Raw genomic sequence first — 25,026 nt, 5'->3', positions numbered from 1 at the left:
AGAAGGGAGCGATGGCTTTGTCCGATCGCAAAGCTGCTTTAGACAATGCATTACGCCAGATAGAAAAACAATTTGGGAAAGGTTCGATTATGAAGCTGGGTGAAGTGGCTGCTACCCATCAGGTATCGGTTGTATCCAGCGGATCCATTGCCCTCGATATTTCGCTGGGGATCGGCGGATATCCACGAGGCCGGATTATTGAAATTTATGGCCCTGAATCATCTGGTAAAACAACGGTTGCCCTTCATGCGATTGCAGAGGTACAAAAAATTGGCGGTACCGCCGCATTTATTGATGCGGAACACGCCCTTGATCCCGTATATGCCCGCAAGCTTGGCGTGAATATTGATGAGCTCTTGCTGTCTCAGCCTGATACAGGAGAACAGGCGCTCGAAATTGCTGAAGCACTTGTCCGTTCCGGCGCCGTTGATATCATTGTGGTTGACTCCGTGGCCGCTCTCGTACCGAAAGCAGAAATCGAAGGGGAAATGGGTGACTCCCACGTTGGTTTGCAGGCTCGCTTGATGTCGCAGGCTTTGCGAAAGCTTGCCGGTGCTATTAACAAATCAAAAACCATCGCGATCTTTATCAACCAGTTGCGTGAAAAAGTAGGGGTAATGTTCGGAAATCCCGAGACTACACCAGGTGGACGAGCCCTTAAATTTTATTCGAGCGTACGGCTTGACGTGCGGCGCATCGAAACCCTTAAGCAGGGCAATGATATGGTTGGAAATCGTACGAAAATTAAAGTGGTTAAAAACAAAGTCGCACCTCCTTTTAAGCAATGTGAAGTCGATATTATGTACGGGGAAGGCATTTCACGCGAAGGAAGCTTGCTTGACATCGGCACCGACCTTGATATTGTGAACAAGAGCGGCGCGTGGTATTCCTTTAATGAGGAACGGTTAGGCCAGGGTCGTGAAAATTCAAAGCAGTTCCTGAAGGATAACCCTGATATCGCCCATACAATCGAGCAAAAAATTCGTGAACATTACGAACTCGATCAGGCAGCTGCAAACGCTCCGGCATCGGAAGACGAGAAAGACGAAGTGTTCGCACTGGATTTTGAATAACAGTTTATCAAGGAGCATCGCTTAGGTGCTCCTTTGCTCGTGTCATGCAGTTGTTTCCTGGTTTCTCCCAGACGGAAGTGATGTGGAACGTAAACCTAAGTGGTGGGGTGGCAATGGAATGGCCGTTTTTTGTTTTTTTTTTTCAGTTTTCCAGATAACTGTAAGCAAAAATTGCCCGTGGTACGAACAGAGGGAAACCTGCCCGAAACATCTGGGTAGTTCGAAGAGGGAGACAATCGGGCAGGAAAGACGTCCCCATTTTTGGCATAACACGGACAGTACCTGCTTCCCCGCAAGGGAAAACTCTGCAAAAATAAACGGATTTGATGCATCTCGCATTCAGGGGTGAAAATATGGAAGACAGGACAGCCCAACCATCGGTGATTACCCGGCTGGAGCGGCAAAAGAAAAACAAAAACAGGGTTAATGTGTATATTGATGAGGTTTATGCGTTTTCTTTGCATGAGGACGTGCTTGTTAAGTACCGCCTGTTAAAGGGAAGGCAAATTGACCCGGATGAAATGGAAGAGATTCTGAAGATGGAGGAGCGGAACCGTGCTGAACAATATGCGTTGCGCTACATCGGGCATCGGCCGCGGACGGTTGAGGAAGTAAAGCAGCATCTTCTGCAGAAGGGGTTTCCGGCAGAAGCGATTACGGAGGTGATTCACGGCTGCATCGAGCACAACTACCTCGATGATGAACGGTTTGCCTCTCAGTGGGTGGAAGAGCGGCTCCGGCTTAAGCCGCGCGGACGTCATATGCTCCGTCATGAATTAAGAAGCAAAGGGATTGACGCTGCTGTCATTGAGCACGCGATAAGCGGAGTCCATGCGGATACCGAATATGGGGCCGCGCTGTCGGCTGCCCGTAAAAAATACAGCCGTGTCAGTTTTTCTGCTTACGCCGATCTTCGCAACAAAATCGGCCCTTTTCTGCAGCGTAAAGGATTTTCCCTTGACGTCATTAACCGGGTAATAGAAAAACTAAATGATGAACCAAACCATGAACTAAACGAAGAGCCGGATACACATGAGAATCCCCATTCTTGACATTCTTTAATCATAATGGCAAAATGAAGATGTATATTATTTATTTACGCGGTACTCACATTTTTCGCTATCCCGTAAAGTCAATATACAATGTTTTACATGATTTCAAGAGATTTTCAATCTCTCGTTTTTTATGTTGAAATGTAATAGCAAATGAAAACGAAACGATGAAACAAGCCTCAGATGCAAGGAGGTGACAGAAAATGACACTAGGTATTGTACCTGCTATTCTCTTTATACTTGCATCTCTGGCGGTCGGAGTGGGGATCGGTTACTTTGTTCGTAAATCTCTTGCGGAAGCGAAGATTTCGAGCGCAGAAGAAGCGGCGAAGCAGATTGTCGGTAAGGCGGAAAAGGAAGCGGAAGCACTCAAGAAGGAGAAAATCCTCGAAGCCAAGGACGAGGTGCATAAGCTTCGAACGGATGCAGAGAAAGAAATTCGCGAACGGCGCAATGAAATTCAGCGTCTGGAGAAGCGTCTTCTGCAAAAGGAAGAGTCTATCGATCGAAAAGTGGAATTGTACGAGCGTAAGGAAGTGGAACTTGATAAGCGCGAACAATTGATTGCTGACATGCACAGAAAAGCGGAGGAACTTCTGAAAACTCACACAGTAGAATTGGAGCGTATTTCCAACCTGACAAGGGATGAAGCACGTGAAATTATCTTACAACAGGTGGAAAGTGAAGTTCGTCATGAAGCCGCTATACTGGCAAAAGAGATTGAGTCGCAAGTGAAAGAAGAAGCGGACAAGAAAGCACGTGAAATCGTCGCCACAGCCATTCAACGCTGTGCAGCCGATCATGTTGCGGAAACGACCGTGTCTGTTGTATCCCTTCCAAACGATGAGATGAAAGGCCGTATCATTGGCAGGGAAGGCAGAAACATTCGCGCACTTGAGACTTTAACAGGCATCGACTTAATCATTGATGACACTCCGGAAGCTGTTATTCTATCCGGTTTTGATCCCGTCCGTCGTGAGATTGCACGGACCGCGTTGGAGAAACTTGTAGCAGATGGTCGGATTCATCCGGCCCGCATTGAAGAGATGGTAGAGAAAGCCCGCCGGGAAGTGGATGATCGCATTCGCGAATACGGTGAGCAGGCAACTTTTGAAACGGGAATTCATGGGTTGCATCCTGACCTGATAAAGATTCTTGGAAGATTGAAATACCGTACAAGCTATGGGCAGAACGTGTTGAAACATTCCATTGAAGTTTCGCATTTATGTGGATTGATGGCGGCCGAACTCGGTGAAGATCAGATGTTGGCTAAACGAGCGGGGCTTTTGCACGATATCGGAAAAGCAATTGACCATGAAGTTGAAGGTTCTCATGTAGAAATTGGGGTAGAATTAGCGAAAAAATACAAAGAACATCCCGTGGTTATTAATGGGATTGCGTCACACCATGGTGACTGCGAACCAACCTCTGTGATTGCGATGCTCGTTGCTGCTGCAGACGCTTTATCTGCCGCACGGCCTGGAGCTCGTCGTGAAACGTTGGAGACGTATATCCGCCGCTTGGAAAAGCTGGAAGAAATCTCTGAATCCTTTGAGGGTGTAGAGAAATCGTATGCGATTCAGGCAGGTCGTGAAGTGCGGATTATGGTGAAACCGGAGCAGGTGGATGATTTTGAAGCCCATCGCCTGGCCCGTGATATTACCAAAAAAATCGAAAACGAGCTCGATTACCCTGGTCATATTAAAGTAACGGTGATCCGGGAGACAAGAGCAGTAGAATATGCAAAATAGCACAAGAAGCTTCTGCGAGGCCCGCAGAAGCTTCTTGTCTATTCAAGGAAATACTAAATGAATCAAATGACTCAGTGCCGTCGAAGAAAGGTGGATTTACACGGATGAGAATTATGTTTATTGGCGATGTGGTGGGTTCACCCGGGCGGGAGATGTTGAAGGATATGCTCCCCAGGTTAAAGCGAAAGTACCAACCGCATTTTACGATAGTAAACGGGGAAAATGCCGCGCACGGCAGGGGTATCACACCCAAAATTGCGCGGGAGTTTTACGAGTGGGGAGCGGGTGTTATTACCCTTGGCAATCACTCGTTTGATAATCGTGAGGTCTTTGAATTTATCAAAGAAGATTCGCACATAGTCCGCCCGGCAAACTACCCGGAATCCGTACCCGGAAAAGGATATACATATTTAAAAGGAACTGCAGGCGGCGAGTTAGCCGTGATAAATTTACAGGGGCGCACGTTCCTGCCGGCGTTAAACTGCCCTTTCCAAACGGTTGAGAAATTGATCCCGACGATTCGAAAGCGCACCCCGTATATATTTGTCGATATGCACGGTGAGGCCACTTCGGAAAAGCAGGCAATGGCATGGTTTTTAAACGGCAAAGTAACGGCAGTAATCGGTACGCACACGCACGTGCAGACAGCGGATGAGCGGATTCTTCCCGGCGGTACCGCGTATCTGTCTGATGCGGGAATGGTGGGACCCCGCGACAGTATTCTTGGGATGGAACGCGAGGCTGTGATTAAGAAGTTTATAACAGGTTTGCCTGTCCGCTTTGAAGTGGCTTCGCTTAAAGCCCAATTAAACGGGGTAATTATTGATATGGAAAAAGAGACAGGACGGGCTACATCGATTACACGTATTATTGTGGATGAAGATCATCCGTTTATGGAATAACAATTTCTTTACTTTCCGTAATAAAGTTTACCTTTTACAGGAATGAATAGTGCAAATCCCGAATAGAGTTAAAGTGGAAATTATCTATCTATCTAAGGAGGTAACTTAAGATGGAAGTATTAAAAGTTTCAGCAAAGTCCAATCCCAACTCTGTTGCTGGTGCCCTTGCCGGTGTCCTACGGGAACGCGGTGGTGCTGAATTACAGGCCATTGGTGCAGGTGCACTTAATCAGGCTATTAAAGCGGTAGCAATCGCACGAGGATTCGTAGCGCCGAGCGGCGTTGATCTCATCTGTATACCCGCTTTTACCGACATTCTGATAGATGGGGAAGAACGCACTGCAATTAAATTGATCGTTGAGCCTAGATAGGTCGGATGAATCCACACAAATGTTTTTATAGATACCTGTTTGTTCGCCGAGCCGAATAAACGGGTTTTCTTATGAGCTGGAGGGAAAACGAGTGAAAATTTTTGATGCTCACTGCGATGTATTGTGGAAGATGTGGGAGGCTTCCCAGAAGCAGCTGCCTTTACCATCTTTTTATGGGGACAATGAACCGGAACTGCAAGTCACCTTTGGACAAATGGAAAAAGCGGACGTAAAAGTACAGGCCTTTGCTCTTTATGTTCCGGAAAGGGTGAAAGGCTCCAAGCGATTTCCTGCCGGGCTTGAAATGGCAGATATTTTTTATGAGCAAATTATTAAAAACCGTCAGCGGATTTTTCCGATCCGCACGCGAAGTGACCTTGCTTTGCTCAGAGAGGATGGGAGAAAAGGGGCTCTTCTCACGCTGGAAGGAGCGGAGGCGCTGGAAGGATCGCTGCTCAATCTGCGCATATTTTTCCAGCTTGGGGTCAGGGCTATCGGGTTGACCTGGAACTTTCGCAATGAGGCGGCCGATGGGGTAGGGGAAGAAAACCCGGGAGGGCTGTCCCAGTTTGGAAAGCAGCTTGTAATAGAGGCCAATCGCTTAGGGGTCATGATCGATGTGTCGCATCTGGCAGAACCCGGTTTCTGGGAAGTGGTGCGGCTCAACCGCGGTCCTTTTATTGCAAGTCACTCCAACTGCCGCGCTGTCTGCGATCATCCGCGAAATGTAACGGATGAGCAAATTAAAGCGATCGTGACCGCAAACGGGGTTATCGGCTTAACATTTGTAGCGCCTTTTGTTTCAAAAAAACCGAACAGCACCATAACAGACATTAAGCAGCATATTGATCACCTTCTCGAATTGGGTGCTGAAGATGCGATAGCGTTTGGCTCGGATTTTGACGGAACGGATGACGTGATGGAAGATTTAACAAAACAGGAAGATTACATAACGTTGCGCGAATATTTATTAAAAAACTATTCAGAAGAAAGGGTGGAAAAGTGGCTGTGGGGGAATTGGACGCGTGTATTTTCGGCCGTTTTGCCTCCGCGTTAGTTTTAAACAAAAAAGTATGGTTAAGGGTTGCATTTTGCACACGAGAGGTCTACAATGAGAAATGTTTCAAGTACACAATTTGTTCAATTTTTAAATAGATACATAATAGTTGAGATCTGTCTGTAACAGTTGGGAAAACTAGTGTATCTGTTTAAAAAAGTGATACGCTAGACGCATTCTAGTTGAACAGACTCTTGGAGGGGTGGAGTGAATGATTAATCAACTTTCATGGAAAGTTGGCGGACAACAAGGTGAAGGGATTGACAGTACGGGTGAAATATTCGCAATCGCACTGAACCGATTAGGGTATTATCTCTACGGCTACCGTCATTTCTCTTCCCGTATTAAAGGTGGCCATACTAATAATAAAATACGTGTTAGTACACGTCCGTTGGGGGCAATATCCGATAACCTCGATGTTCTTGTGGCGTTTGACCAGGAAACGATCGATGTCAACAGCCCGGAACTGCGCCAGGGCGGGGTAATTATCGCAGATGCCAAGTTCAATCCGAAGGCGCCGGCAGGACAAAATGTCCGTCTTTTCTCTGTTCCGTTAACGGAAATCGCTGAAGAACTGGGAACATCTTTGATGAAAAACATGGTAGCCATCGGGGCTTCCACTGCACTTTTAGGACTTCCAACGGAATCTTTTACTGAAGTAGTAACCGAACTTTTCGGCAAAAAAGGGCAAAAAGTGGTTGACAAAAATATGGAGGCCATTTCCCGTGGTGCTGAGTATGTAAATAAAGAATCCGGCGGTCCGCTGGTTGATTTCCAATTGGAACATGCCGATGGGAAGAAGCGCATGTTCATGATTGGAAACGATGCGATTGCTCTTGGAGCTCTGGTAGGCGGCTGCCGCTTTATGCCGGCTTATCCGATTACACCGGCTTCCGAAATCATGGAATACCTTGTTAAAAAACTTCCTGAATACGGCGGTACGGTAATCCAGACTGAAGATGAGATTGCAGCGGTCACCATGGCCATTGGTGCTAGCTATGGCGGTGTTCGTGCGATGACGGCCTCTGCCGGTCCGGGACTTTCTCTCATGGTAGAAGCCATCGGTCTTGCGGGGATTACGGAAACGCCGCTTGTTATTGTTAATACACAGCGTGGGGGTCCGTCTACCGGGATGCCGACCAAGCAAGAGCAATCCGATGTAAACGCAATGATTTATAGCACGCACGGCGAAATTCCAAAAGTTGTACTTGCACCAAGTACGGCTGAAGAAGCGTTTTATGATACAATAGAAGCATTTAATATTGCGGAAGAATATCAGGTTCCGGTTATTCTTCTGTCCGATTTACAGTTGTCCCTCGGAAAACAAACCGTTGAAGAATTGGATTTAAGCCAAGTTCAAATTCTCCGCGGCAAATTCCTCGGTGGACAGGAACTTCCTGAGCTGGAAGGTGAAATGTTTAAACGTTACGAAGTGACGGAAGACGGTGTTTCTCCGCGTGTCATTCCAGGTATGAAACACGGAATCCACCATGTAACAGGCGTTGAGCACAGCGAAACAGGCCGTCCGACAGAGGATCCGGTTATCCGCGTGAAACAAATGGATAAACGTCTGCGCAAGCTTAACAATCTGAAAGTGAAAGATGCGGTTCTTACGATTGGCGACAACAAGGAAGCGGATGTTCTGCTCGTTGCCATGGGCGGTATTCGTGGCGTGGTTACTGAAGCGAAAGAACGTTTGGAAGCGGAAGGCCTGAAAGTAAACCAGGCGCATGTTCGCTTGATTCATCCATTCCCCGCTGACGAAGTGAAAGCATTAGTGGATCGTGCAAAAAAAGTAATTGTAATTGAGCATAATGCAACCGCTCAATTAGCGGATCAAATTAAGCTCCATGTAGGTGCGGCTGATAAAATCAACAGCATGTTAAAATACGATGGGAATCCGTTCCTGCCTTCCGAAATTTATAACAAAACCAAGGAGCTGTTGTAAAATGGCAACTTTTAAAGATTTTCGTAATAGTGTAAAACCGAACTGGTGTCCTGGATGCGGAGATTTCTCCGTGCAGGCTGCCATCCAGCGCGCGTGTGCAAATATTGGGCTTGAACCTGAACAGGTAGCGGTCATTTCCGGTATCGGATGCTCCGGACGTATCTCCGGATATATCAATGCGTATGGTCTTCATGGAATCCATGGACGCAGCCTTCCCATTGCACAAGGTCTGAAAATGGCAAACCGTGAACTTACTGTTATTGCTTCCGGAGGAGACGGAGATGGTTTCGCTATCGGTACAAGCCACACGATCCATGCGATGCGTCGCAATATCGATATGACTTACATTGTCATGGACAACCAAATCTATGGCCTGACAAAAGGCCAAACATCCCCGGTATCCGAGCTTGGTTTTGTTACGAAATCAACGCCGAAGGGATCGATTGAGGTTCCGTTATCTCCGCTTGAACTGGCAATGTCTGCGGGCGCAACATTTATCGCGCAAACAATGTCCAGCGACCTTAAAGGAATGGTCAGCTTAATCGAGCAGGGCCTTCAGCACAAAGGTTTCTCATTCATTAATGTATTCAGCCCTTGTGTTACATTCAATAAAATTAACACGTATGATTGGTACAAAGAAAATGTGAAAGATTTGAGCGAATACGAAGGCTATGATCCTCAAGATCGTGTGAATGCGATGCGCGTATTGATGGAAAACCATGGCATGATAGCCGGATTGATTTATCAGGATACTGAACGCCAATCGTATGAATCGCACGTGAAAGGTTTCCGCGAAGAAGGTTTAGTTAAACAAGACCTTACGTTCGATCCGGGCCGTTTCCGTGAATTAGTTGGCGAATTCATGTAATGGAAAATGCAGCACCTGTTGCCCTCACCGGCAGCGGGTGTTTTTGTTTGCATAAAGGAAGGTTATACTAAGACTAGCGGCCTATTGCTTTTTTGTCACTAACGAATTACATATACAGGCAAGCCGTTTGCCGTTTCGTTAACCCATAAAGGAAAGGTTGGAGCTGTTTTATGAAAATAACTGTGCTGGGGTACCAATCGCCGGCCCCGGGGCCTGGTGGAGCGGGACCGGGATATTTGCTGGAAACTGACAAAGGGGCCATTTTGCTCGATTGTGGAAGCGCCGTATATTCAAGGCTTATGCAGTATTTGCCGATCGAAAAACTTACGGCGGTCATTATGTCGCACTATCATCATGATCACGTTTGTGATATCCCTATTTTGCAATATGGCGTCATGATGGCAACCATTCAAAAGAAAATGGACACCGTTTTTCCAATTTATGGCCCGACCCAACCTGCTGAATGGGCGGAACGCATGAAATATGAGAAGTATACGGACCTGATACCTTTCAACGCGGATTCGGAGCTTGAAATCGCCGGAGTCAAGGTGACGTTTCTCCGCACCGACCATTCAGTGGAGTGTTACGCGATGAAAATAACAGATGGCATCCATACGATCGTCTATGGGGCGGATTCAGGCCCTGAGACAATCTGGGGTTCGTTTGTGAACGATTGCGATCTTTTTATATGTGAAGGCACTTTTACGACGCCGCTTGCCCCTTCCGCAAATCTTGGACATTTAACAGCGCGTGAGGCTGCTCAACTCGCGGCTCAATCTAACGCTAAACAACTGCTAATTACTCACCTGTCTCCTGACATTGCCCGAAAAGAGTATGAAAGCGATGCCGCTGCTCACTACCACGGTTTATGGAGCCTGGCGGAAATAGGAAAGGTGATTGCGTGGTAGGGGCAGACGAATCGAGAGGCATCTGTTTCCCCCGTATAACCGAAATGGCGCACCGGCTTCTGCAGCAGCGAATCAGGCCAGGCGATACGGTGATTGATGCCACTGCGGGAAACGGATACGATACGGTATTTCTTGCGGATCAGGTAGGGGAAAGTGGGAAAGTCGTTGCCTATGATATTCAGGAAAAAGCGATAGCGGCAACCAGAACCCGGTTGATAAATCATGGCGTTTTGTCACGGGTCACTCTGTATCACGCTTCCCATGCAGAAATTAACCGGCTGACGAAACCGGTGGCCGCCGTTATTTTTAATCTCGGTTATCTGCCAGGTTCCTCGAAAGAAACCATTACCCATCCTTCGACCACACTGCAGGCGTTACAAAGTGCGGTGGAGCTTTTGCAGCCAGGAGGCATTATTGTCGTCGTTGTTTACCGGGGGCACGAAGGCGGGCAGCATGAGGCGGAAGCGGTGGAATCGTATGTACGTGACTTACCGTTTTCAGATTTCCTTACCTTAAAATACGAATATATCAATCCGGCTCATTTCCCGCCCTACATTCTTGCGGTGGAGCGTAAGCCAGGCAGACACTCCAAATCGCCGCGGTGAAAATTGCACAGGAGGGACTGCGCTTACTCGCATCCCTCCTTTTATTTTATGCCCGTCATCCGCCTGCTTTACCAATCTTACGTTGAAAAGAGATCTTCTTTGTTCGTAACTCGACATTATGCCGGTTTAATGGTGAATTGCCATGCAGGTGAGCTTCGCGCGGACTGGGGTGTCCGGGTTGCTTGAACAAGTCAGGAGCAAATTCGGCACGATTAAGATCCCGCTTACTCCTCAAAATCAGATTGGACAAGATATCACCTCTTCAGGTTTTTTTCGGGCGTACGTATAGTATGTCCCCTGTTTTTGCTCCTAATGGTGTCAATATTTACAATCACATCGAGTTATGTGAGGCGCTGTTGTCGGACTTTAGTAGCGGTATGCAGCCGGTCTCTTTTTTCAAACTGCGACATTTAGAACCAAGCAGGTGGAAAAACTATTGCATTCGTTAGGAAATTCATACTATAATTACGTATGATTTCAAAACTAGAAATAATGGATTTGATGTGTCTCCAGAGAGAATAATCCACGCAGGGGGTAGAAAAATGAGCAAAAAGGTGTTAGTAGTTGATGATGCTTCTTTCATGCGGATGATGATTAAAGGGTTTTTAACCAAAAATGGATATACAGTGGCGGACGAGGCGGCGAACGGTGTGGAAGCGGTCGCCAAGTATAAAGAGGCCGGCCCCGACCTGGTGACGATGGATATTACGATGCCGGAGATGGACGGGATCCAGGCAGTAAAAGAAATACGCAAGATTGACGGCGATGCGAAGATCATTATGTGTTCTGCGATGGGCCAGCAGGACATGGTCGTACAGGCCATTCAGGCCGGAGCTAAGGATTTTGTGGTCAAACCATTTCAGGAAGAGCGGGTTATTGAAGCGATTAAAAAAATATTAGATTAGACCGGTGCGTATTAAAAAGTGAGGATGGGGAAACAATGCAGGCAAATCAAATTAATGCAATCTTAAACGGCACCCGTAATGTACTTGAGAATCATCTTGGCGTCAACGTGGAATCTGGCAAACCTGCCCTTCAATCCAATCCGGTTTTTTCCGGCCAAGTATCCGTCATTGTCGGCATGACAGGAAATGTAAATGCTGAATTAATTTTAGGAATGTCACAAAGAACAACACGTATGATTATTGGAAAGATGTTTGGCGGTATGGAAATTCAGGAAATCGATGATATGGGCTGGAGCGCATTTTCCGAATTTGGAAATTGGGTAGGCGCCTCCTGCTGCACGGAAATTATGAACCTCGGCTATGATGTAAACATAACCCCGCCGATTATCAATGAAGGGGAAACCAAATTTCACTCGGTGCATAAATTTATCAGTATACCTTTTAAAGTGGAAGAAAATGAAATTATAGTTCATGTCAGCGCGCAGGAATAGCATAGGTTCTCTATACGCAGAAAAAAAGAATAGCAGCCGATGAAGATAGCTGTAGCCCTGAGCAGTTTGGCCGGGGTTACAGCTATCTTTATTGTTTTAGCGTATTAGTGACGAACAAGGGAAGCCGCGGGAGAGAATAAATTTGCCAGTATGTCGAATGCAGCATTAGAATCATACGGAAACAGATATCTGAATATATAAAATATTACAACGCAGCTACTTGTTCATACAAAATATTTTATGGATAATATGCCTGTCATTCTAGGTGTGTAACAAAGTATAAGTTCGAAGCAAAGCATGAAGGAGAGATTCGAATGGATAGAAAAAACAGCATACTTCCTAAAGAGTACCGGCTTTATATGAATGGGGAATGGGTGGACACGAAAGAACGCATTCCGGTCTATCATAAATATTCCGGTGAGCTCATTGCGTCGATAGCAAAAGCCGAGAAGCACCATGTAGAGGATGCCGTTACCTTTGCCCAAAAAACATTTAGGGAGAGTACGCTTACCCCCTACGAACGTTATGAAATTCTTTTGCGAGCCGCTGTCATCGCAGAGCGCAAGAGAGAGGATTTGGAAATTTCCCTGATTAGAGAGGTTGGGAAGACGGTAAAAGACGCCAAAGTGGAACTGGATCGGGTAATTCAAACACTACGCCTGTCCGCTGAAGAGGCAAAAAGAATTTCCGGTGAGGTCATTCCGCTACATGCAACGCCGGGATCGGAGAACCGTATCGGGTTTGCTATTCGTGTACCGAAGGGTGTGCTGGGCGCGATTACACCGTTTAATTATCCGCTACTGCTCAGTACGCATAAAGTCGGACCGGCGATTGCTGCCGGCAATACCGTCGTTTTAAAACCGGCGACCTCGACGCCGATCGCTTCTTTCCAGCTCGTTGAAATCATTGAGGAGGCGGGCCTGCCCAAAGGCCATATTCAAATCGTTACCGGACATGGCGGTGAAGTCGGCGACTGGCTGCTGGATGACCCCCGGATTGCTATGTATACATTTACGGGATCGGCGGAAGTCGGAACTTACATTAAGCAGCGTAGCGGTCTCCGCCCGGTCGCTCTGGAACTCGGAAATAATTCACCCAATATTGTCCATGACGATGCGGACCTTGACAGGGCCGCACAAATCATCGCTTCACGAAGTTTTCACAACGCAGGCCAGGCCTGTATCGCGGTACAGCGCATCCTCGTCCATAAAGCTGTACTGGAGGCGTTCACGGAAAAGTATGTTACATGCGTCAAACAGCTTGTGGTCGGAGATCCCGAAAATCCCGTGACCGATGTGGGTCCGATGATCAGCGAGAAGGAGGCGGTTCGGGCGGAACAGTGGGTCCGTGAAGCGGTGCAACAGGGGGCTACGCTTGTTTGTGGCGGTAAGCGGCAGGGAGCCATTATGTATCCAACCGTATTGACGCACACAACGGCGGAGATGAAGGTGAATTGTCTTGAAGTGTTTGCCCCGGTCGTAACAATCACTCCATATGCATCGATTGAAGAGGCTTTTTCTATTGCCAATGAATCCACGTACGGGCTGCAGGCAGGCATTTTTACGAACGATCTCACTACTGCCATGAAGGCGGCACGCACACTTGAATACGGCGGGGTTATTGTCAATGATGTGTCCACATACCGCAATGATATCATGCCCTACGGCGGGGTGAAAAACAGCGGACTCGGAAAAGAAGGGCCACGCTATGCGATGGAAGAAATGACGGATCTTCGGATGGTTGTCCTGAATTTATAAACGTTCCCAGAGGTGAAAAAGATGCTTCTAAAAGAAAAGACAGCGATTATTACGGGCGGCGGATCAGGTATGGGCAGGGCGATGGCCCGCCTTTTTGCGGCAGAAGGGGCCCGGGTGGCAGTGGCAGATATCAATGGAGAGGCGGCAGAAAAGACGGCGCAGGAAATTGGCAGTCGGGCCATGGCGATTCAGGTAAACATAACCGACGATTCGCAAGTGAGACATATGATAGAACAGGCTCTCATATCGTTTGGCCACATTAACATTCTGGTAAATAACGCGGGCGTCCCGATGTCCTTTGTGCCGATTGAAGAGCTGGAGGAAGACCAGTGGACCCGCACCCTTGATGTTAATGCCAAATCGATTTACCTGACCGCCAAATACGTCGTTCCCCATATGAAAAAGCGGGGGCAGGGGGTGATTGTCAATACGGCATCGATCGCGGGAATACGGGCACGCCCGGGCTTGCACGCCTACTGTGCTTCAAAAGGCGCGGCAATTATGCTGACGAAAGCGCTGGCCATTGAGCTTGCCCCTTACAAGATTCGGGTCAATGCCATTAACCCGGGTCCGGCCGATACGCCTATGCTCAGCAAGTTCATAAACGGAGGCCAGGCACAAATTGAGAAAGATACAAAGGAAGTTTTTGTTAACAGCGTTCCCCTTGGGACATTGATCCACCCCGGGGATATTGCCAGCGCTGCGCTTTACCTGTGTAGCGATATGGCAAGAATGGTGACTGGGGAAGTGCTGAATGTAGACGGGGGTCGCGGGATTTAACAGTCATTCAGCGGTTTGCCGAATGCATATTTTGCCCTGTCCCGGTTTTCTTTTAGGAAAATAATGGAAAGGAGACAAATGATGAACCGAGAACCCCTTATTCGTGTGGATAATGTTTCCTTTTCCTATCAGGTAACCCAGTCAACGACCATCCCCGTTCTGCAAAATGTTTCGCTGCAGGTCTTCCCGGGAGAATACCTGGCGGTAGTTGGCCATAACGGATCGGGAAAATCAACTCTTTCCAAACACCTGAATGGGATTCTTACCCCTTCTGCAGGCGATGTTCTGGTTAGGGGCATGAATACAAAGGATGTTTCGCTGCGGCGGGAGATTCGCCAATGTGTGGGAATGGTGTTTCAGCACCCCGACAATCAAATTGTGGGAACCATTGTGGAAGACGATGTCGCATTCGGGCTTGAAAACATCGGGGTTCCCCATGAAGAAATGAAGGCGCGGGTTGATCACGCGCTTGAAGCTGTCAACATGTCTGCGTTTCGCAAACGGCCTCCGCATCACCTCTCTGGCGGGCAGAAACAGCGGATTGCGATTGCCTGTATGATTGCGATGGCTCCGGAGTGCCTTGTGCTGGATGAGGCGACAAGTATGATCGATTCATACGGGCGGCGTGATATTCACGCTGTTATCGATCGCCTTCACGCGCAGGGGATGACGATTGTTACGGTCACCCACCATATGTCGGAGGTGGTAAAAGCGGATCGGGTTATCGTGATGGATAAAGGGAGAATTGAGATGCAAGGATCGCCGCGGAATATTTTCAAGCATCATGACCGCCTGAAGCAGCTGCATTTGGATATTCCGGAGGCAGGAAAACTGGCGATTGGCGTCCATGAGCGGTATCCGCCTTTTGCTCCCCATCTTATTTCTATTGAGGAATTCATTGATGAAGTGAATCGTGTGCAATTTCCCCGAACGGAAGTGAGTAAATGAAAAAGGAAACGAAGGAACTAATCGTAGAAGTCCACGGGCTAAGCCACACGTACATGCTGGGCACACCGCTTGAACATAGAGCGCTGCACGGTGTGAATATGCATGTGGGCAAAGGTGAATGCGTGGCGATCATCGGGCACACCGGGTCGGGAAAATCAACGCTCATCCAGCATTTTAACGGATTGCAGCTCCCTGAGTCCGGGACGGTTATCGTAGATGGCATCGACTTATCCAGGCCGAAAGTGGATGTAAAAGCGCTCCGGCGCAAGGTTGGACTGGTGTTTCAAAATCCGGAAGATCAGCTGTTTGAGAAGCTGGTCGGCGATGATATTGCCTACGGCCCATTCAAAATGAAGCTGCCTATGCAGGAGGTGGTCGAGCGGGTGAAGTGGGCGATGGAGATGGTGGGATTATCGTTTGAAGAAATGAAGGACCGGGCAACTTTTGCATTGAGCGGCGGACAGAAACGAAAGGTGTCACTGGCCGGAATTCTCGCTCTCCATCCAACCGTTATCGTATTGGATGAACCGACAGCCGGCCTCGATCCCGCATCGCGTCGAGAACTGCTCAAGCGAATCAAGAATTTGAACCAGACAGAGGACGTGACGGTTATTTTTGTTTCGCACAATATGGAAGAGGTTGCTTATCTGGCGGATCGCGTATATATTATGGCCGACGGGAAAGACGTATACTGCGGGACTCCCCGTGAAATTTTCAGCAATAAAGATATCTTGCGTACGCATCATATCGGGATGCCGGAGACGGTTGAAATTCTGCACAGTTTGCAGGATCAAGGGTTTGGGGTGGATGCCGGTGCCTATCAAACAGAAGAAGCTGTCCGGGAAATTATCTCCGTTTTACCTGCGCTAAGGAGGTGAGTGCGATGTCCGCCGAGTTTGAATTAACGCGAAGCATCACGATCGGCCAGTATATTCCGACAGGTTCACATATCCACCGTCTCGATCCCCGCATCAAGCTTGTATCATTTACCATGTTGATTATAGCAGTGGCCATCTGCGATACGTACCTTGGCAATCTTTTCGGGCTTCTCGTATGTATTCTCCTGTTTTGGGCCGCCAAAATTCCGATAAGCTATGGCATTTCCGGGATTAAGCCTGCGGTGCCTTTCATTATTCTCTTAGCTTTGTTGCAGCTGCTTTTTAACGGGCAGCTTACTTCAGGCGGTACGGTCTATTTCGATTATCGTTTTATTAAAATTACGAGTGATAGTATCCGCGTCGTGATCGTGTCCGCGATGCGGTTTGTTGAAGTTATTTTTCTTTCCAGTGTTCTAACGCTCAGCACATCTACGACAGAAATGACGCACGGAATGGAGCGGCTGCTTGGCCCGCTGGAAAAGGTGAAATTCCCTGTGCATGCGTTTTGCCTCGTGATTACAATAGCGATCCGGTTCGTGCCTACCTTTGCGATGGAAATGGAAAAAATGATGAAAGCGCAGGCGTCCAGGGGTGCGGAATTCGGCACGGGGGAATGGTGGCGGATCGTAAAGCGGACGAAGGATATGTTTCCGATTATTATCCCATTGTTTAATTTCGCTTTATCCCGGGCGGAAGACCTCGTGCTGGCGATGGAAGCCCGTTGCTACACACCTGGCGGCCACCGCACGGCCTACACGCAGTACAAAGCAGCGGGAAGCGACGTGATTGCGCTCATCCTTTGCATGTTACTGGCGGGCATTCTTCTCTGGGCTCCGTTCCCATACTGATAACTGAATTTTCGGCTATTATAAAATTTAAAGAATGAGGAGGAAGTGACATGGAAAACGGATTTACGATTCGTAAAATTGTGATCGCGGGAGTGCTGGGGGCCGTTTCGATTCTTCTCGGCGTAACAAAGCTCGGTTTTATTCCGGTACCGACGGCGGCCGGGAATGCAACAATTATGCACATCCCCGCAATTATCGGCGGGATTATGGAAGGACCTGTAGTTGGCATGATTATCGGCCTCATTTTCGGTGTTTCGTCTTTCTTGAACGCAACCATTCCGCTATTTAAAGATCCGCTGGTAGCTATACTGCCGCGTCTTTTTATCGGTGTGTTCGCCTACTTTGCTTATGTCGGGTTCAAGGGGATTAACCAGTATCTGGCGATCGGAATATCAGGGTTTATCGGCTCGATTACGAATACCGTTCTCGTCCTGTTACTGGCGGTAATCCGGGGGTATATGGCGCCCGGGGTGGCCGTTACGGTCGCGATCGCAAACGGGCTTCCGGAAGCCGTTGTGTGTGTAATTGTTACGCTTGCGGTGGTTGCCGCCTGGATGAAAATCGGCAAATCCGGCAAAAATCGTTCGAAAATTTCGGGTCATTTCTAAATGGATAGAACAGGAACGATTGTTGACGTACCCGGCGTAAAAGTAGGTCATGCGCACGATGAAGATGCCCTTACCGGCTGTACCGTTATTTTAACGGAGCAGGGGGCGACGGCCGGAGTCGATGTTAGAGGTTCTGCCCCCGGAACGCGTGAAACGGATGTTCTCGCTCCAATGAATCTTGTAACTCAGGTTCATGCCGTTTGTTTGACCGGGGGCAGCGCCTTCGGATTGGATGCGGCAGGCGGTGTGATGAAGTTTTTAGAGGAAAGAGGCTGCGGGTTGGATACCGGATTTGGTGTCGTACCGATCGTCCCCGCCGCCGCCTTGTTCGATTTGCCTGTGGGAAACAGCAGGATCCGGCCGGACCGGGAGATGGGGTATCAGGCAGCCTTGACGGCATCAAGGGAGGCCGTTAAAGAAGGAAACGTAGGCGCGGGCTGCGGGGTGTCTGTTGGAAAGCTCGGCGGGTTTGACCGCGCGATGAAAAGCGGTCTCGGCTCCGCTTCCCGTATCCTGCCGGACGGGCTAGTGGTCGGAGCGGTTGTCGCCGTAAATGCGGTAGGCGAGGTACGCGATCCGGTTACGAATGAAGTGCTGGCCGGCGTGCGGGATGACGAGGGAAAAATCAAAGATATCCTTTCCTGTATGACCGCAGCAAGCTTTACCCCGATTCCCGCCGGCTCTAATACGACGATTGCTGTAGTGGCCAGCAATGCCAATCTCACAAAAGTGCAGACGGCAAAAGTTGCCCAGATGAGCCATAACGGGCTCGCCCGGACGATTTATCCGGTTCATACGATGTATGACGGCGATACCGTATTTGCGCTGGCTACGGGCGGAATCAATGCGAACGTTGATCTGATAGGTATGTTGTCGGCGGATGTACTCGCGGAAGCGATCGTCCGGGCGATCCGTGCAGCCCGCGGGGCGGGAGGGCTGCCGTCTCACCGTGACTTGCGGAAATGAAGCGGTATGACCCAGTAACTACATCCAGTGATTATATCCTGTGACTATATGTATACTTTGCAAAGGAGAAGAGCGCTTATGTCCATTGACCAGGTCGTATCTTTTGTAGAAGAAAAGGAAGTCGTATCCCTCACGCAAAAGCTGGTTCAAATTCCGAGCGTATTCAAGCCGGAACAGCCGGGCGGTAACGAGGAGCAGGTGGCGCGGTACCTTGTCGATTGCCTGAAGGGGATGGGGCTTTCCGTTTATTACGAAGAAGTCGTACCCGGGCGGCCGAATGTCATTGCGGTATATGATACGGGCAAACCGGGGAAAACCATTTTATTCGAAGGGCATACGGATGTCGTAACAGAAGGTGACCGGGAGATGTGGAGCTATGACCCGTTTGGCGCTGCTATTCATGGGAACCGTATTTACGGCAGGGGTTCCTGTGATACGAAAGGAAATCTGGCGGCTGCCATCTGCGCGGTCAAAGCGGTTCAACGATCAAAGCAGTCCTTCGGCGGGAAAATTATTCTCTGCATTCCGTGTGACGAAGAAGGGATGATGATCGGGATCAAAGATTTTATCCGCCGCGGATGGGCCGCCGGAGTGGATGGGGCGATTATTTGTGAACCGGAAGAAAATCAGATTTGTATTACCCAGAAAGGGGCGATGCGGGCGGTTTTGCACGTATATGGCAAAATGGCCCACGGCGCCATGCCTTTGACCGGCATTAACCCGAATACGAAAATGGCGCGGGCGATTGTGGCCATCGAGAAACTCGAACAAAGAGAAAAAGAAAGGCTGGGCTGCCATCCGATGCTCGGCTGGCCGAGCATTACACCTACCATTCTCCAGGCACCGGTTAAAGGCGAGCCGCAAATTAACGTCGTTCCCGCCCAGTGTATGACAACGCTGGACATTCGAACGGTGCCGGGGCAGGATCACCACCACATCAGGCAGCAGCTTGAGGATATCCTGCTGGAACTGTCGCTCGCGGATAAAGATTTTCGGGCGGGACTGGATGTGATTGAGGAGCGTCCGTGGACGCTGACGAATAAAGAGGATGCGGTTGTGCGGGCAGTCGCCGGCTCGTATCAGGCGATTACGAAAAAGGAACCGGTATACAACGGCGTTCCCGGTGCGACGGACGGCACGTTCCTCCATAAAGCCGGAATTCCGATCGTAACAACCGGAGCCGGCGACCGCCATATTCCCCACCATGCGGATGAGTATGTCGACATCGGCCAGCTTGTCGAGACCACCCAGCTGTATGCCCGCTCCGCACTGGCTTTTCTGGCGGGTGAATAAGGAGCAAGGACCTTTCTTACAAGCATAGTGGAAAGTTGCTTGCCACCAAGGGAGGAATTGACGCCTTAAAGAATGACTGCGAGACGATTTCCTCCTACAACGGAAATAACTAATAAAGAAGTCAGGTATAAGCACATTGATCAGCTTTTTAAGGATGAGATTGATTGGGATTTACTCGAAACTCACTGGCGGGATTTACTTCAAGTCGTATTGTCGATCAAAGCCGGTAAGGTGCTAGCCTCTACTCTGCTTGGAAAGTTAAATAATTACAGCAAGAAAAATCGTTTGTATCAAGCTTTTAGAGAGCTTGGCAGAATTGTGAGAACTGTATTTTTGCTCAAATATATCTCTGATTTAGGGCTTCGAGAACAAATTAACGCAAGTACAAACAAAGTAGAAGCGTATAATGGTTTCTCCAAGTAGCTTTTCTTCGGTTGTGATGGAATCATTTCAGAAAATGATCCAGAAGAACAAGAAAAGCGAATTAAATATAATGATCTAGTGGCAAATGCGGTGATTTTTCAGAACGTAGTGGATATGACGCTCATTTTATGGGATCTCATTAATGAGGGATATGGGTTTTCAAGAGAGGATCTTGTCATGCTGAGTCCTTATTTAACAAGGCACATCAAACGATTCGGGGATTATTAAATTGATTTAGAGAACGTTCCACAACCATTTGAAGGAGAAATTCCTGTTTAAAACGATGAATGGGTCGCTTATGGAGATATTATCCATCATTTGACCCATTTTTACACGTACCTCGGTCGTCCCCCCTTCTGACCTTCGTTTTATTAAACAAACCCAACGTTATGTAATTTTTTGGGGATGATTAATAATAAAATGATTGGATATTTATACGAAAAATCAACAGGTGTAATTTTGGAAGATGAAGATTATAAAATATACCTAAAAAATGCCCGTCAAGAATGCCATAGATATTCTTCCGGGCGTTTATTAAATTGGAATCCTTTAAAACTGGTGATTCTTAGATGATGCTGTTCGGTTCTCTCTGTATCCGGCAGCAGATGGTCGGCTCAATTCATTGAGTTTTACCATCGTATTTTGTATGCAATTCACGAGCAATTATATGAAAAGCTTGTTATTGAATGAAGCCTGTGAAAAGCTCGAAGGGATTATCGACACGTTGCATGCGCCGCTAGTCGGTCAAGAGAAGAAACCAAGAACCTATCGGCAGAAAGCTCGCAAAGCCTATTTGTCGGTTTCCAAGCAGCGCCGTGCAGGTGGCAACGTGATTCGTAAAGCGGTCGGCCAGCAACTGCGTTATGTGAGACGAAATCTGCAAATCGTGGAACCGCAAGTATGGACTTGGGCGTATTCGAGCTCGTCTAGCTGCTACGAGCGAGACCGTGATTTCACTACAGTTCCTGGTCATGAACCTCGAGCGAATGCTGAGAGTTCTTTTTGCCTTCTGGGTAAGCTGTCTATATTCCGTATTCGGGGTATGTCGCCAGCTAAACTTTGGCATGTAAGAATCGTTCAGCAAACCCTAATTAAACTTGATTAACGATAATGTATAATCCTCAATCACTCCGTTGTCTTCTTAGATCGCTTCTCTTCTCTGGATGTGTTCAAGGCGGCGTTGCGGTATTCGGTCGGGCTCACCCCGAAACGGTGCTTGAAAATACGACTAAAGTGGGCAACATCATTGAACCCCCATTGGAAAGCAATATCTGTAACAGTACGTTGGATTTGTTTACGGTCGGCGAGGTCTCTACGGCATTGTTCCAAGCGTCGATTACGTATAAAAGCAGCAACTGATTGCCCTTCAGCTTCGAATAACTTGTGTAGATAACGTGTTGAAATTCCTTGGCTGGCCGCCACCAAGGAAGGAGTGAGATCGGGATCGCTCAAGTGGGCAGAGATGAACGCTCGGGCACCCACTCGATGGACGTTGGCCATGGAGTTGGACTCGTTCAGTTTAACGCCAGTGACTGTGCTTAACGAAGTCGTCAGCAAATCTAGAGTACTTTCGACTACTCGCACCCGAGTAATGGAGTCGAGATAGAGATAAGAGGATGCCACAGTTCTCAATAATGTGGATACCAAGGCGCTAACTGGATGTTGTGTCCCGGGAATTCGTACTGACGTCATCCGCTCCGCCTGCCCGCAGCGGGCAAGCAGCAGCGAGCGAGGAAATCGGAAAACGATTTGTTGAAACGGTTGCTCAAAATGTAATACGTAAGGTCTGGTACTGTCGTACAGGACAAAATCACCCGGCCGAAGTCTGGCCTCACGCTGATCCTGCTCGGTATAACTTTGGCCTGCAGTTTGTAGGCTCACGAGGAAATAGTCCTCCCTGGATTTCGCAATCTGGCGCTTCGAGCGAACAACATGCTGCGGATCCGCCGACAATTCAGAAATTTGTATATCCTCCAAAGACCCGGTCGCTATTCGACCTGCAAACCTCTGACGGGAAAGTTGAGACGCATCAAGCTGTACAAACACGTCACAGATCATTTCGCGCCAATATGCGAAACGTTCCCATTCCTCTACCTGTTCCGTCGACAAGATCGTTTGCAATCTAACCCCCCCAGTCTAAGAAGTTTTTAAATGCTGAGTTTTCAAATACATTATATTTTAGGGGAAGAGACGGGTCAATAACTTTACTGACACTAATAAGGTATAAAATCTAACATAAGTGAAAGTTATAGTTCCCTGACTGCTGGCTCCCGCTTTTGAACGTTATGCAGGCGAATACGAATAAAGTTCCAGAGCTGCACCGGGCAGATACTATTCAACCACTAAAGATTGCAAAAGAGAAATGTGAGGTTTCCTGCGGATTACACTTCTCCTATACCCGAAAGTGTGCACTAATGGGCAAGTTAGCGTTCCTTCATGATCAAGATACTTACATGCGTTGATAATATAATGATCACAGGACAACATTTTGGAGGAATTTTTAGAGGAGAGGATTATAATGTAACAAAGATTAGAATCAGTATACAATCACATTTAGATATTTTTAAAGGAGGTTTTCATTTTGTCTAATTATCCAAAATATCGTGTAGCAGCCGTTCAAGCATCCCCTGTTTTTTTAGATCTTGATGCAACAGTAGAAAAAACATGCCGACTTGTCGATGAGGCGGCAGCAAATGGTGCTAAAGTCATTGCTTTTCCTGAAGCATTTATTCCAGGATATCCTTGGTGGATTTGGCTTGGCAATGCAGATTATGGTATGAAATACTATATTGAACTCTATAAAAATTCCGTTGAGATTCCGAGTTTGGCCGTACAAAAGCTGAGTACGGCAGCCAAGCGGAACAAAGTATATTTTTGTGTATCCGTCACCGAAAAAGATGGAGGATCACTTTATCTAACTCAACTGTGGTTTGATCCTAATGGGGACCTTATTGGGAAACACCGTAAATTGAAGGCGACAAATGCGGAAAAAACCATTTGGGGGGATGGAGACGGCAGCTTGATGCCTGTTTTTGAAACTGAGTTTGGCAACTTGGGTGGATTGCAATGCTGGGAACATATGTTGCCGCTCAATCTTGCTGCAATGACATCAATGAATGAACAAGTGCATGTAGCCTCATGGCCGATCGGCTTGCCCCATGAAGGTCATCTATTTGGCCCAGAACAGTGCGTTATAGCTACCAAATATTATGCAATAACCAACCAGGTTTTTTGTTTGCTGTCATCGCAAATTTGGACTGAAGAACAGCGTGATAAAATTTGTGAAACAGAAGAGCAAAAAAATTTTATGAAGGTTGGTTACGGATTTGCTAAAATTATTGCTCCAAACGGTATGGAAATCGGAAATAAGTTAGCCCATGACGAAGAAGGCATCACATATGCAGATATTGATTTGGAACAAATCATTCCCGGCAAATTTCTAATTGATTCTGCCGGCCATTATTCCACTCCAGGATTCCTTTCTTTATCTTTTGATAGAACAGAACATAAACCGGTAAAACATATCGGTGGATCCACACAAAAGGTAGTAACATACGATGAACTTCAATATGAAAGTTATGCAAATATAAAAGTTCGTTCCTAATTTTATCTAAGTTGTCTTGTCTTTTGTTTAGATAGTTTGATAGAGAAATAGAAAAAGAGGTTGTCCCAAACCAACATGGCCTAGCGGCCACCACCATGAATGAAAATGTACTTGGCCTGTGAATTCATAATGGAACTGCGGTCACAGGCCGAGATTTTTTTTGTAGGACACACTCTGAGTCCCAAACCGGCCGATTGTATCCCACGAGCACCTCCAATCGGTTCTTAAAACAAATATCATACTACCCGAAGTTGCTTAATATGGAAATTAATTGGACGGATCAGGGTTTTTGATGGCATGCTCGATCATCAGCTGCAGAACCAAATGCGAATCGGCTCCTCAGGAATTCAGCAAGCCAATCCAGGAGTGCTCGTCGTAAATCTTCTTGATTCTCGCCCGAGTAACAGCAAGCAGCTCATCATCCACACGTTCCGGAAGGTCTAAAGACTCTCCTTCGATGACCCTGCCCCTCTCGCGCCTGGTCTCCACTACGTCAACATCGTCTTAACGGCAAGAAAACTTGTGCGTTTGAACGATGTGCTGCTACGCAACGATCAAATCCGGCTCATCGACGTTAGCAGTAATATGAGGCATTGAGAGTCCTACCAATTTCCAGTAAATCTTTGAAAATCGGACTAGGGAATTGGTTCAGTTGCGAGCGATACGTGGCTCCAGACTGCTGCCGATTCTTTTTTAACGTTTTAGTGAAAAATCCGGTTTACCAGCAAGTAAGTACACCATGGCGATCATGTTCTCATTGATCCAGTCCTTCATCACGTCAGGAGTAATGGAGGCGGATATATCGCGTGTTTTTTAATGCTTCTGTCCGCTTGCTTTCTGTACGTCGGACTTCATCCACGGCTTCATTCGCCGCTTTAATGACATGAAATTTATCGAAGGTAATGGAGGCTTTCGGAAAGTTCTCTGTGGCTCCCTTTATGAACGCAGGGGACATGTCCATGCACACTTCGGTGACTTTCTGGGCATCGC

Annotated in this window: 25 protein-coding genes and 3 pseudogenes; 25 read left to right on the top strand and 3 right to left on the bottom strand. The window is 47.7% G+C overall.

Translation table 11 applies throughout. From position 1 onward, the window contains the following. Window positions 1-17: 17 nt before the first annotated feature. From recA to H525_RS26800, 24 genes and pseudogenes are all read left to right on the top strand, one after another. Window positions 18-1,073 (top strand): recombinase RecA, encoded by a 1,056-nt coding sequence (recA, locus tag H525_RS0121540; protein WP_027417888.1) that lies wholly within the window; start codon window positions 18-20, stop codon window positions 1,071-1,073. 353 nt (window positions 1,074-1,426) lie between these two features. After that, window positions 1,427-2,125 carry a RecX family transcriptional regulator gene (locus tag H525_RS0121535; RefSeq protein ID WP_027417887.1) on the top strand — a complete coding sequence of 233 codons (699 nt, stop codon included), beginning with the start codon at window positions 1,427-1,429 and terminating at the stop codon, window positions 2,123-2,125. 203 nt (window positions 2,126-2,328) lie between these two features. Further along, entirely contained in the window at window positions 2,329-3,876 is a 1,548-nt protein-coding gene (rny, locus tag H525_RS0121530) for a ribonuclease Y (protein ID WP_027417886.1), read from the top strand. A gap of 104 nt (window positions 3,877-3,980) precedes the next feature. Continuing rightward, complete coding sequence (locus tag H525_RS0121525) at window positions 3,981-4,778, top strand: TIGR00282 family metallophosphoesterase (protein ID WP_027417885.1); 798 nt, start codon at window positions 3,981-3,983, stop codon at window positions 4,776-4,778. 110 nt (window positions 4,779-4,888) lie between these two features. After that, a complete protein-coding gene (locus tag H525_RS0121520) occupies window positions 4,889-5,149 on the top strand; it encodes a stage V sporulation protein S (protein WP_027417884.1) in 261 nt (86 codons plus the stop codon). A gap of 91 nt (window positions 5,150-5,240) precedes the next feature. Then, complete coding sequence (locus tag H525_RS0121515) at window positions 5,241-6,206, top strand: dipeptidase (RefSeq protein WP_027417883.1); 966 nt, start codon at window positions 5,241-5,243, stop codon at window positions 6,204-6,206. Between the two features lie 211 nt (window positions 6,207-6,417). Further along, a complete protein-coding gene (locus tag H525_RS0121510; RefSeq protein ID WP_027417882.1) occupies window positions 6,418-8,154 on the top strand; it encodes a 2-oxoacid:acceptor oxidoreductase subunit alpha in 1,737 nt (578 codons plus the stop codon). A gap of 1 nt (window position 8,155) precedes the next feature. Then, the gene (locus tag H525_RS0121505; RefSeq protein ID WP_027417881.1) at window positions 8,156-9,022 is read left to right on the top strand and encodes a 2-oxoacid:ferredoxin oxidoreductase subunit beta; all 867 of its coding nucleotides are present in this window, start codon (window positions 8,156-8,158) and stop codon (window positions 9,020-9,022) included. A 170-nt stretch (window positions 9,023-9,192) separates the two neighbouring features. Next, window positions 9,193-9,930 carry an MBL fold metallo-hydrolase gene (locus tag H525_RS0121500; RefSeq protein ID WP_027417880.1) on the top strand — a complete coding sequence of 246 codons (738 nt, stop codon included), beginning with the start codon at window positions 9,193-9,195 and terminating at the stop codon, window positions 9,928-9,930. Further along, entirely contained in the window at window positions 9,924-10,535 is a 612-nt protein-coding gene (gene mnmM, locus H525_RS0121495) for a tRNA 5-(aminomethyl)-2-thiouridylate-methyltransferase MnmM (RefSeq protein ID WP_245590543.1), read from the top strand. The genes H525_RS0121500 and mnmM overlap by 7 nt, the downstream gene beginning before the upstream one ends. Window positions 10,536-10,583: 48 nt before the next feature. Then, complete coding sequence (locus tag H525_RS29800; protein ID WP_211237058.1) at window positions 10,584-10,721, top strand: hypothetical protein; 138 nt, start codon at window positions 10,584-10,586, stop codon at window positions 10,719-10,721. Window positions 10,722-11,077: 356 nt separating this feature from the next. Continuing rightward, a complete protein-coding gene (locus H525_RS0121490; protein WP_027417878.1) occupies window positions 11,078-11,440 on the top strand; it encodes a response regulator in 363 nt (120 codons plus the stop codon). 35 nt (window positions 11,441-11,475) lie between these two features. Beyond that, window positions 11,476-11,931 (top strand): chemotaxis protein CheX, encoded by a 456-nt coding sequence (locus H525_RS0121485; protein WP_027417877.1) that lies wholly within the window; start codon window positions 11,476-11,478, stop codon window positions 11,929-11,931. Window positions 11,932-12,245: 314 nt separating this feature from the next. Then, window positions 12,246-13,688, top strand: coding sequence for an aldehyde dehydrogenase family protein (locus tag H525_RS0121480; RefSeq protein WP_035102290.1), 1,443 nt, complete (start codon window positions 12,246-12,248; stop codon window positions 13,686-13,688). A gap of 21 nt (window positions 13,689-13,709) precedes the next feature. Next, window positions 13,710-14,468, top strand: coding sequence for a glucose 1-dehydrogenase (locus tag H525_RS0121475; RefSeq protein WP_027417875.1), 759 nt, complete (start codon window positions 13,710-13,712; stop codon window positions 14,466-14,468). An 81-nt stretch (window positions 14,469-14,549) separates the two neighbouring features. After that, the gene (locus H525_RS0121470; protein ID WP_027417874.1) at window positions 14,550-15,416 is read left to right on the top strand and encodes an energy-coupling factor transporter ATPase; all 867 of its coding nucleotides are present in this window, start codon (window positions 14,550-14,552) and stop codon (window positions 15,414-15,416) included. Further along, window positions 15,413-16,294 (top strand): energy-coupling factor transporter ATPase, encoded by an 882-nt coding sequence (locus H525_RS0121465; protein WP_027417873.1) that lies wholly within the window; start codon window positions 15,413-15,415, stop codon window positions 16,292-16,294. The genes H525_RS0121470 and H525_RS0121465 overlap by 4 nt, the downstream gene beginning before the upstream one ends. Window positions 16,295-16,299: 5 nt before the next feature. Continuing rightward, the gene (locus H525_RS0121460) at window positions 16,300-17,142 is read left to right on the top strand and encodes an energy-coupling factor transporter transmembrane component T family protein (protein ID WP_027417872.1); all 843 of its coding nucleotides are present in this window, start codon (window positions 16,300-16,302) and stop codon (window positions 17,140-17,142) included. Window positions 17,143-17,192: 50 nt separating this feature from the next. After that, on the top strand, window positions 17,193-17,750 hold the full coding sequence (locus tag H525_RS0121455; protein WP_027417871.1) for an ECF transporter S component: 558 nt from the start codon (window positions 17,193-17,195) through the stop codon (window positions 17,748-17,750). Continuing rightward, window positions 17,751-18,716, top strand: coding sequence for a P1 family peptidase (locus H525_RS0121450; RefSeq protein WP_027417870.1), 966 nt, complete (start codon window positions 17,751-17,753; stop codon window positions 18,714-18,716). A 78-nt stretch (window positions 18,717-18,794) separates the two neighbouring features. After that, a complete protein-coding gene (locus H525_RS0121445; protein ID WP_211237056.1) occupies window positions 18,795-20,009 on the top strand; it encodes a M20 family metallopeptidase in 1,215 nt (404 codons plus the stop codon). A gap of 123 nt (window positions 20,010-20,132) precedes the next feature. Beyond that, a pseudogene (locus tag H525_RS26805) lies at window positions 20,133-20,660 on the top strand (Tn3 family transposase); the annotation flags it as partial. A 177-nt stretch (window positions 20,661-20,837) separates the two neighbouring features. Then, the gene (locus tag H525_RS29795; protein WP_155837511.1) at window positions 20,838-21,005 is read left to right on the top strand and encodes a hypothetical protein; all 168 of its coding nucleotides are present in this window, start codon (window positions 20,838-20,840) and stop codon (window positions 21,003-21,005) included. A 106-nt stretch (window positions 21,006-21,111) separates the two neighbouring features. Continuing rightward, window positions 21,112-21,330 (top strand): annotated as a pseudogene (locus H525_RS26800) (IS5/IS1182 family transposase); the annotation flags it as partial. Between the two features lie 227 nt (window positions 21,331-21,557). Here the strand turns inward: H525_RS26800 and feaR are convergent. Further along, window positions 21,558-22,553: a transcriptional regulator FeaR gene (gene feaR / locus H525_RS0121425; protein WP_027417866.1), complete on the bottom strand. Its 996-nt coding sequence runs from the start codon at window positions 22,551-22,553 to the stop codon at window positions 21,558-21,560. A gap of 460 nt (window positions 22,554-23,013) precedes the next feature. Here feaR and H525_RS0121420 point away from each other — a divergent pair, with 460 nt between their 5' ends. Further along, window positions 23,014-24,036 (top strand): nitrilase-related carbon-nitrogen hydrolase, encoded by a 1,023-nt coding sequence (locus H525_RS0121420; RefSeq protein WP_027417865.1) that lies wholly within the window; start codon window positions 23,014-23,016, stop codon window positions 24,034-24,036. Between the two features lie 339 nt (window positions 24,037-24,375). Here H525_RS0121420 and H525_RS27705 read toward each other — a convergent pair whose 3' ends face one another. Continuing rightward, the gene (locus H525_RS27705; RefSeq protein ID WP_155837510.1) at window positions 24,376-24,525 is read right to left on the bottom strand and encodes a hypothetical protein; all 150 of its coding nucleotides are present in this window, start codon (window positions 24,523-24,525) and stop codon (window positions 24,376-24,378) included. 301 nt (window positions 24,526-24,826) lie between these two features. Continuing rightward, window positions 24,827-25,026, bottom strand: a pseudogene (locus H525_RS26795) (transposase); the annotation flags it as partial.

Origin of the sequence: Aneurinibacillus terranovensis DSM 18919 (assembly GCF_000430625.1) — a bacterium.
GTDB lineage: Bacteria > Bacillota > Bacilli > Aneurinibacillales > Aneurinibacillaceae > Aneurinibacillus_B > Aneurinibacillus_B terranovensis.
This window is presented reverse-complemented; position numbering and strand designations above follow the sequence as displayed.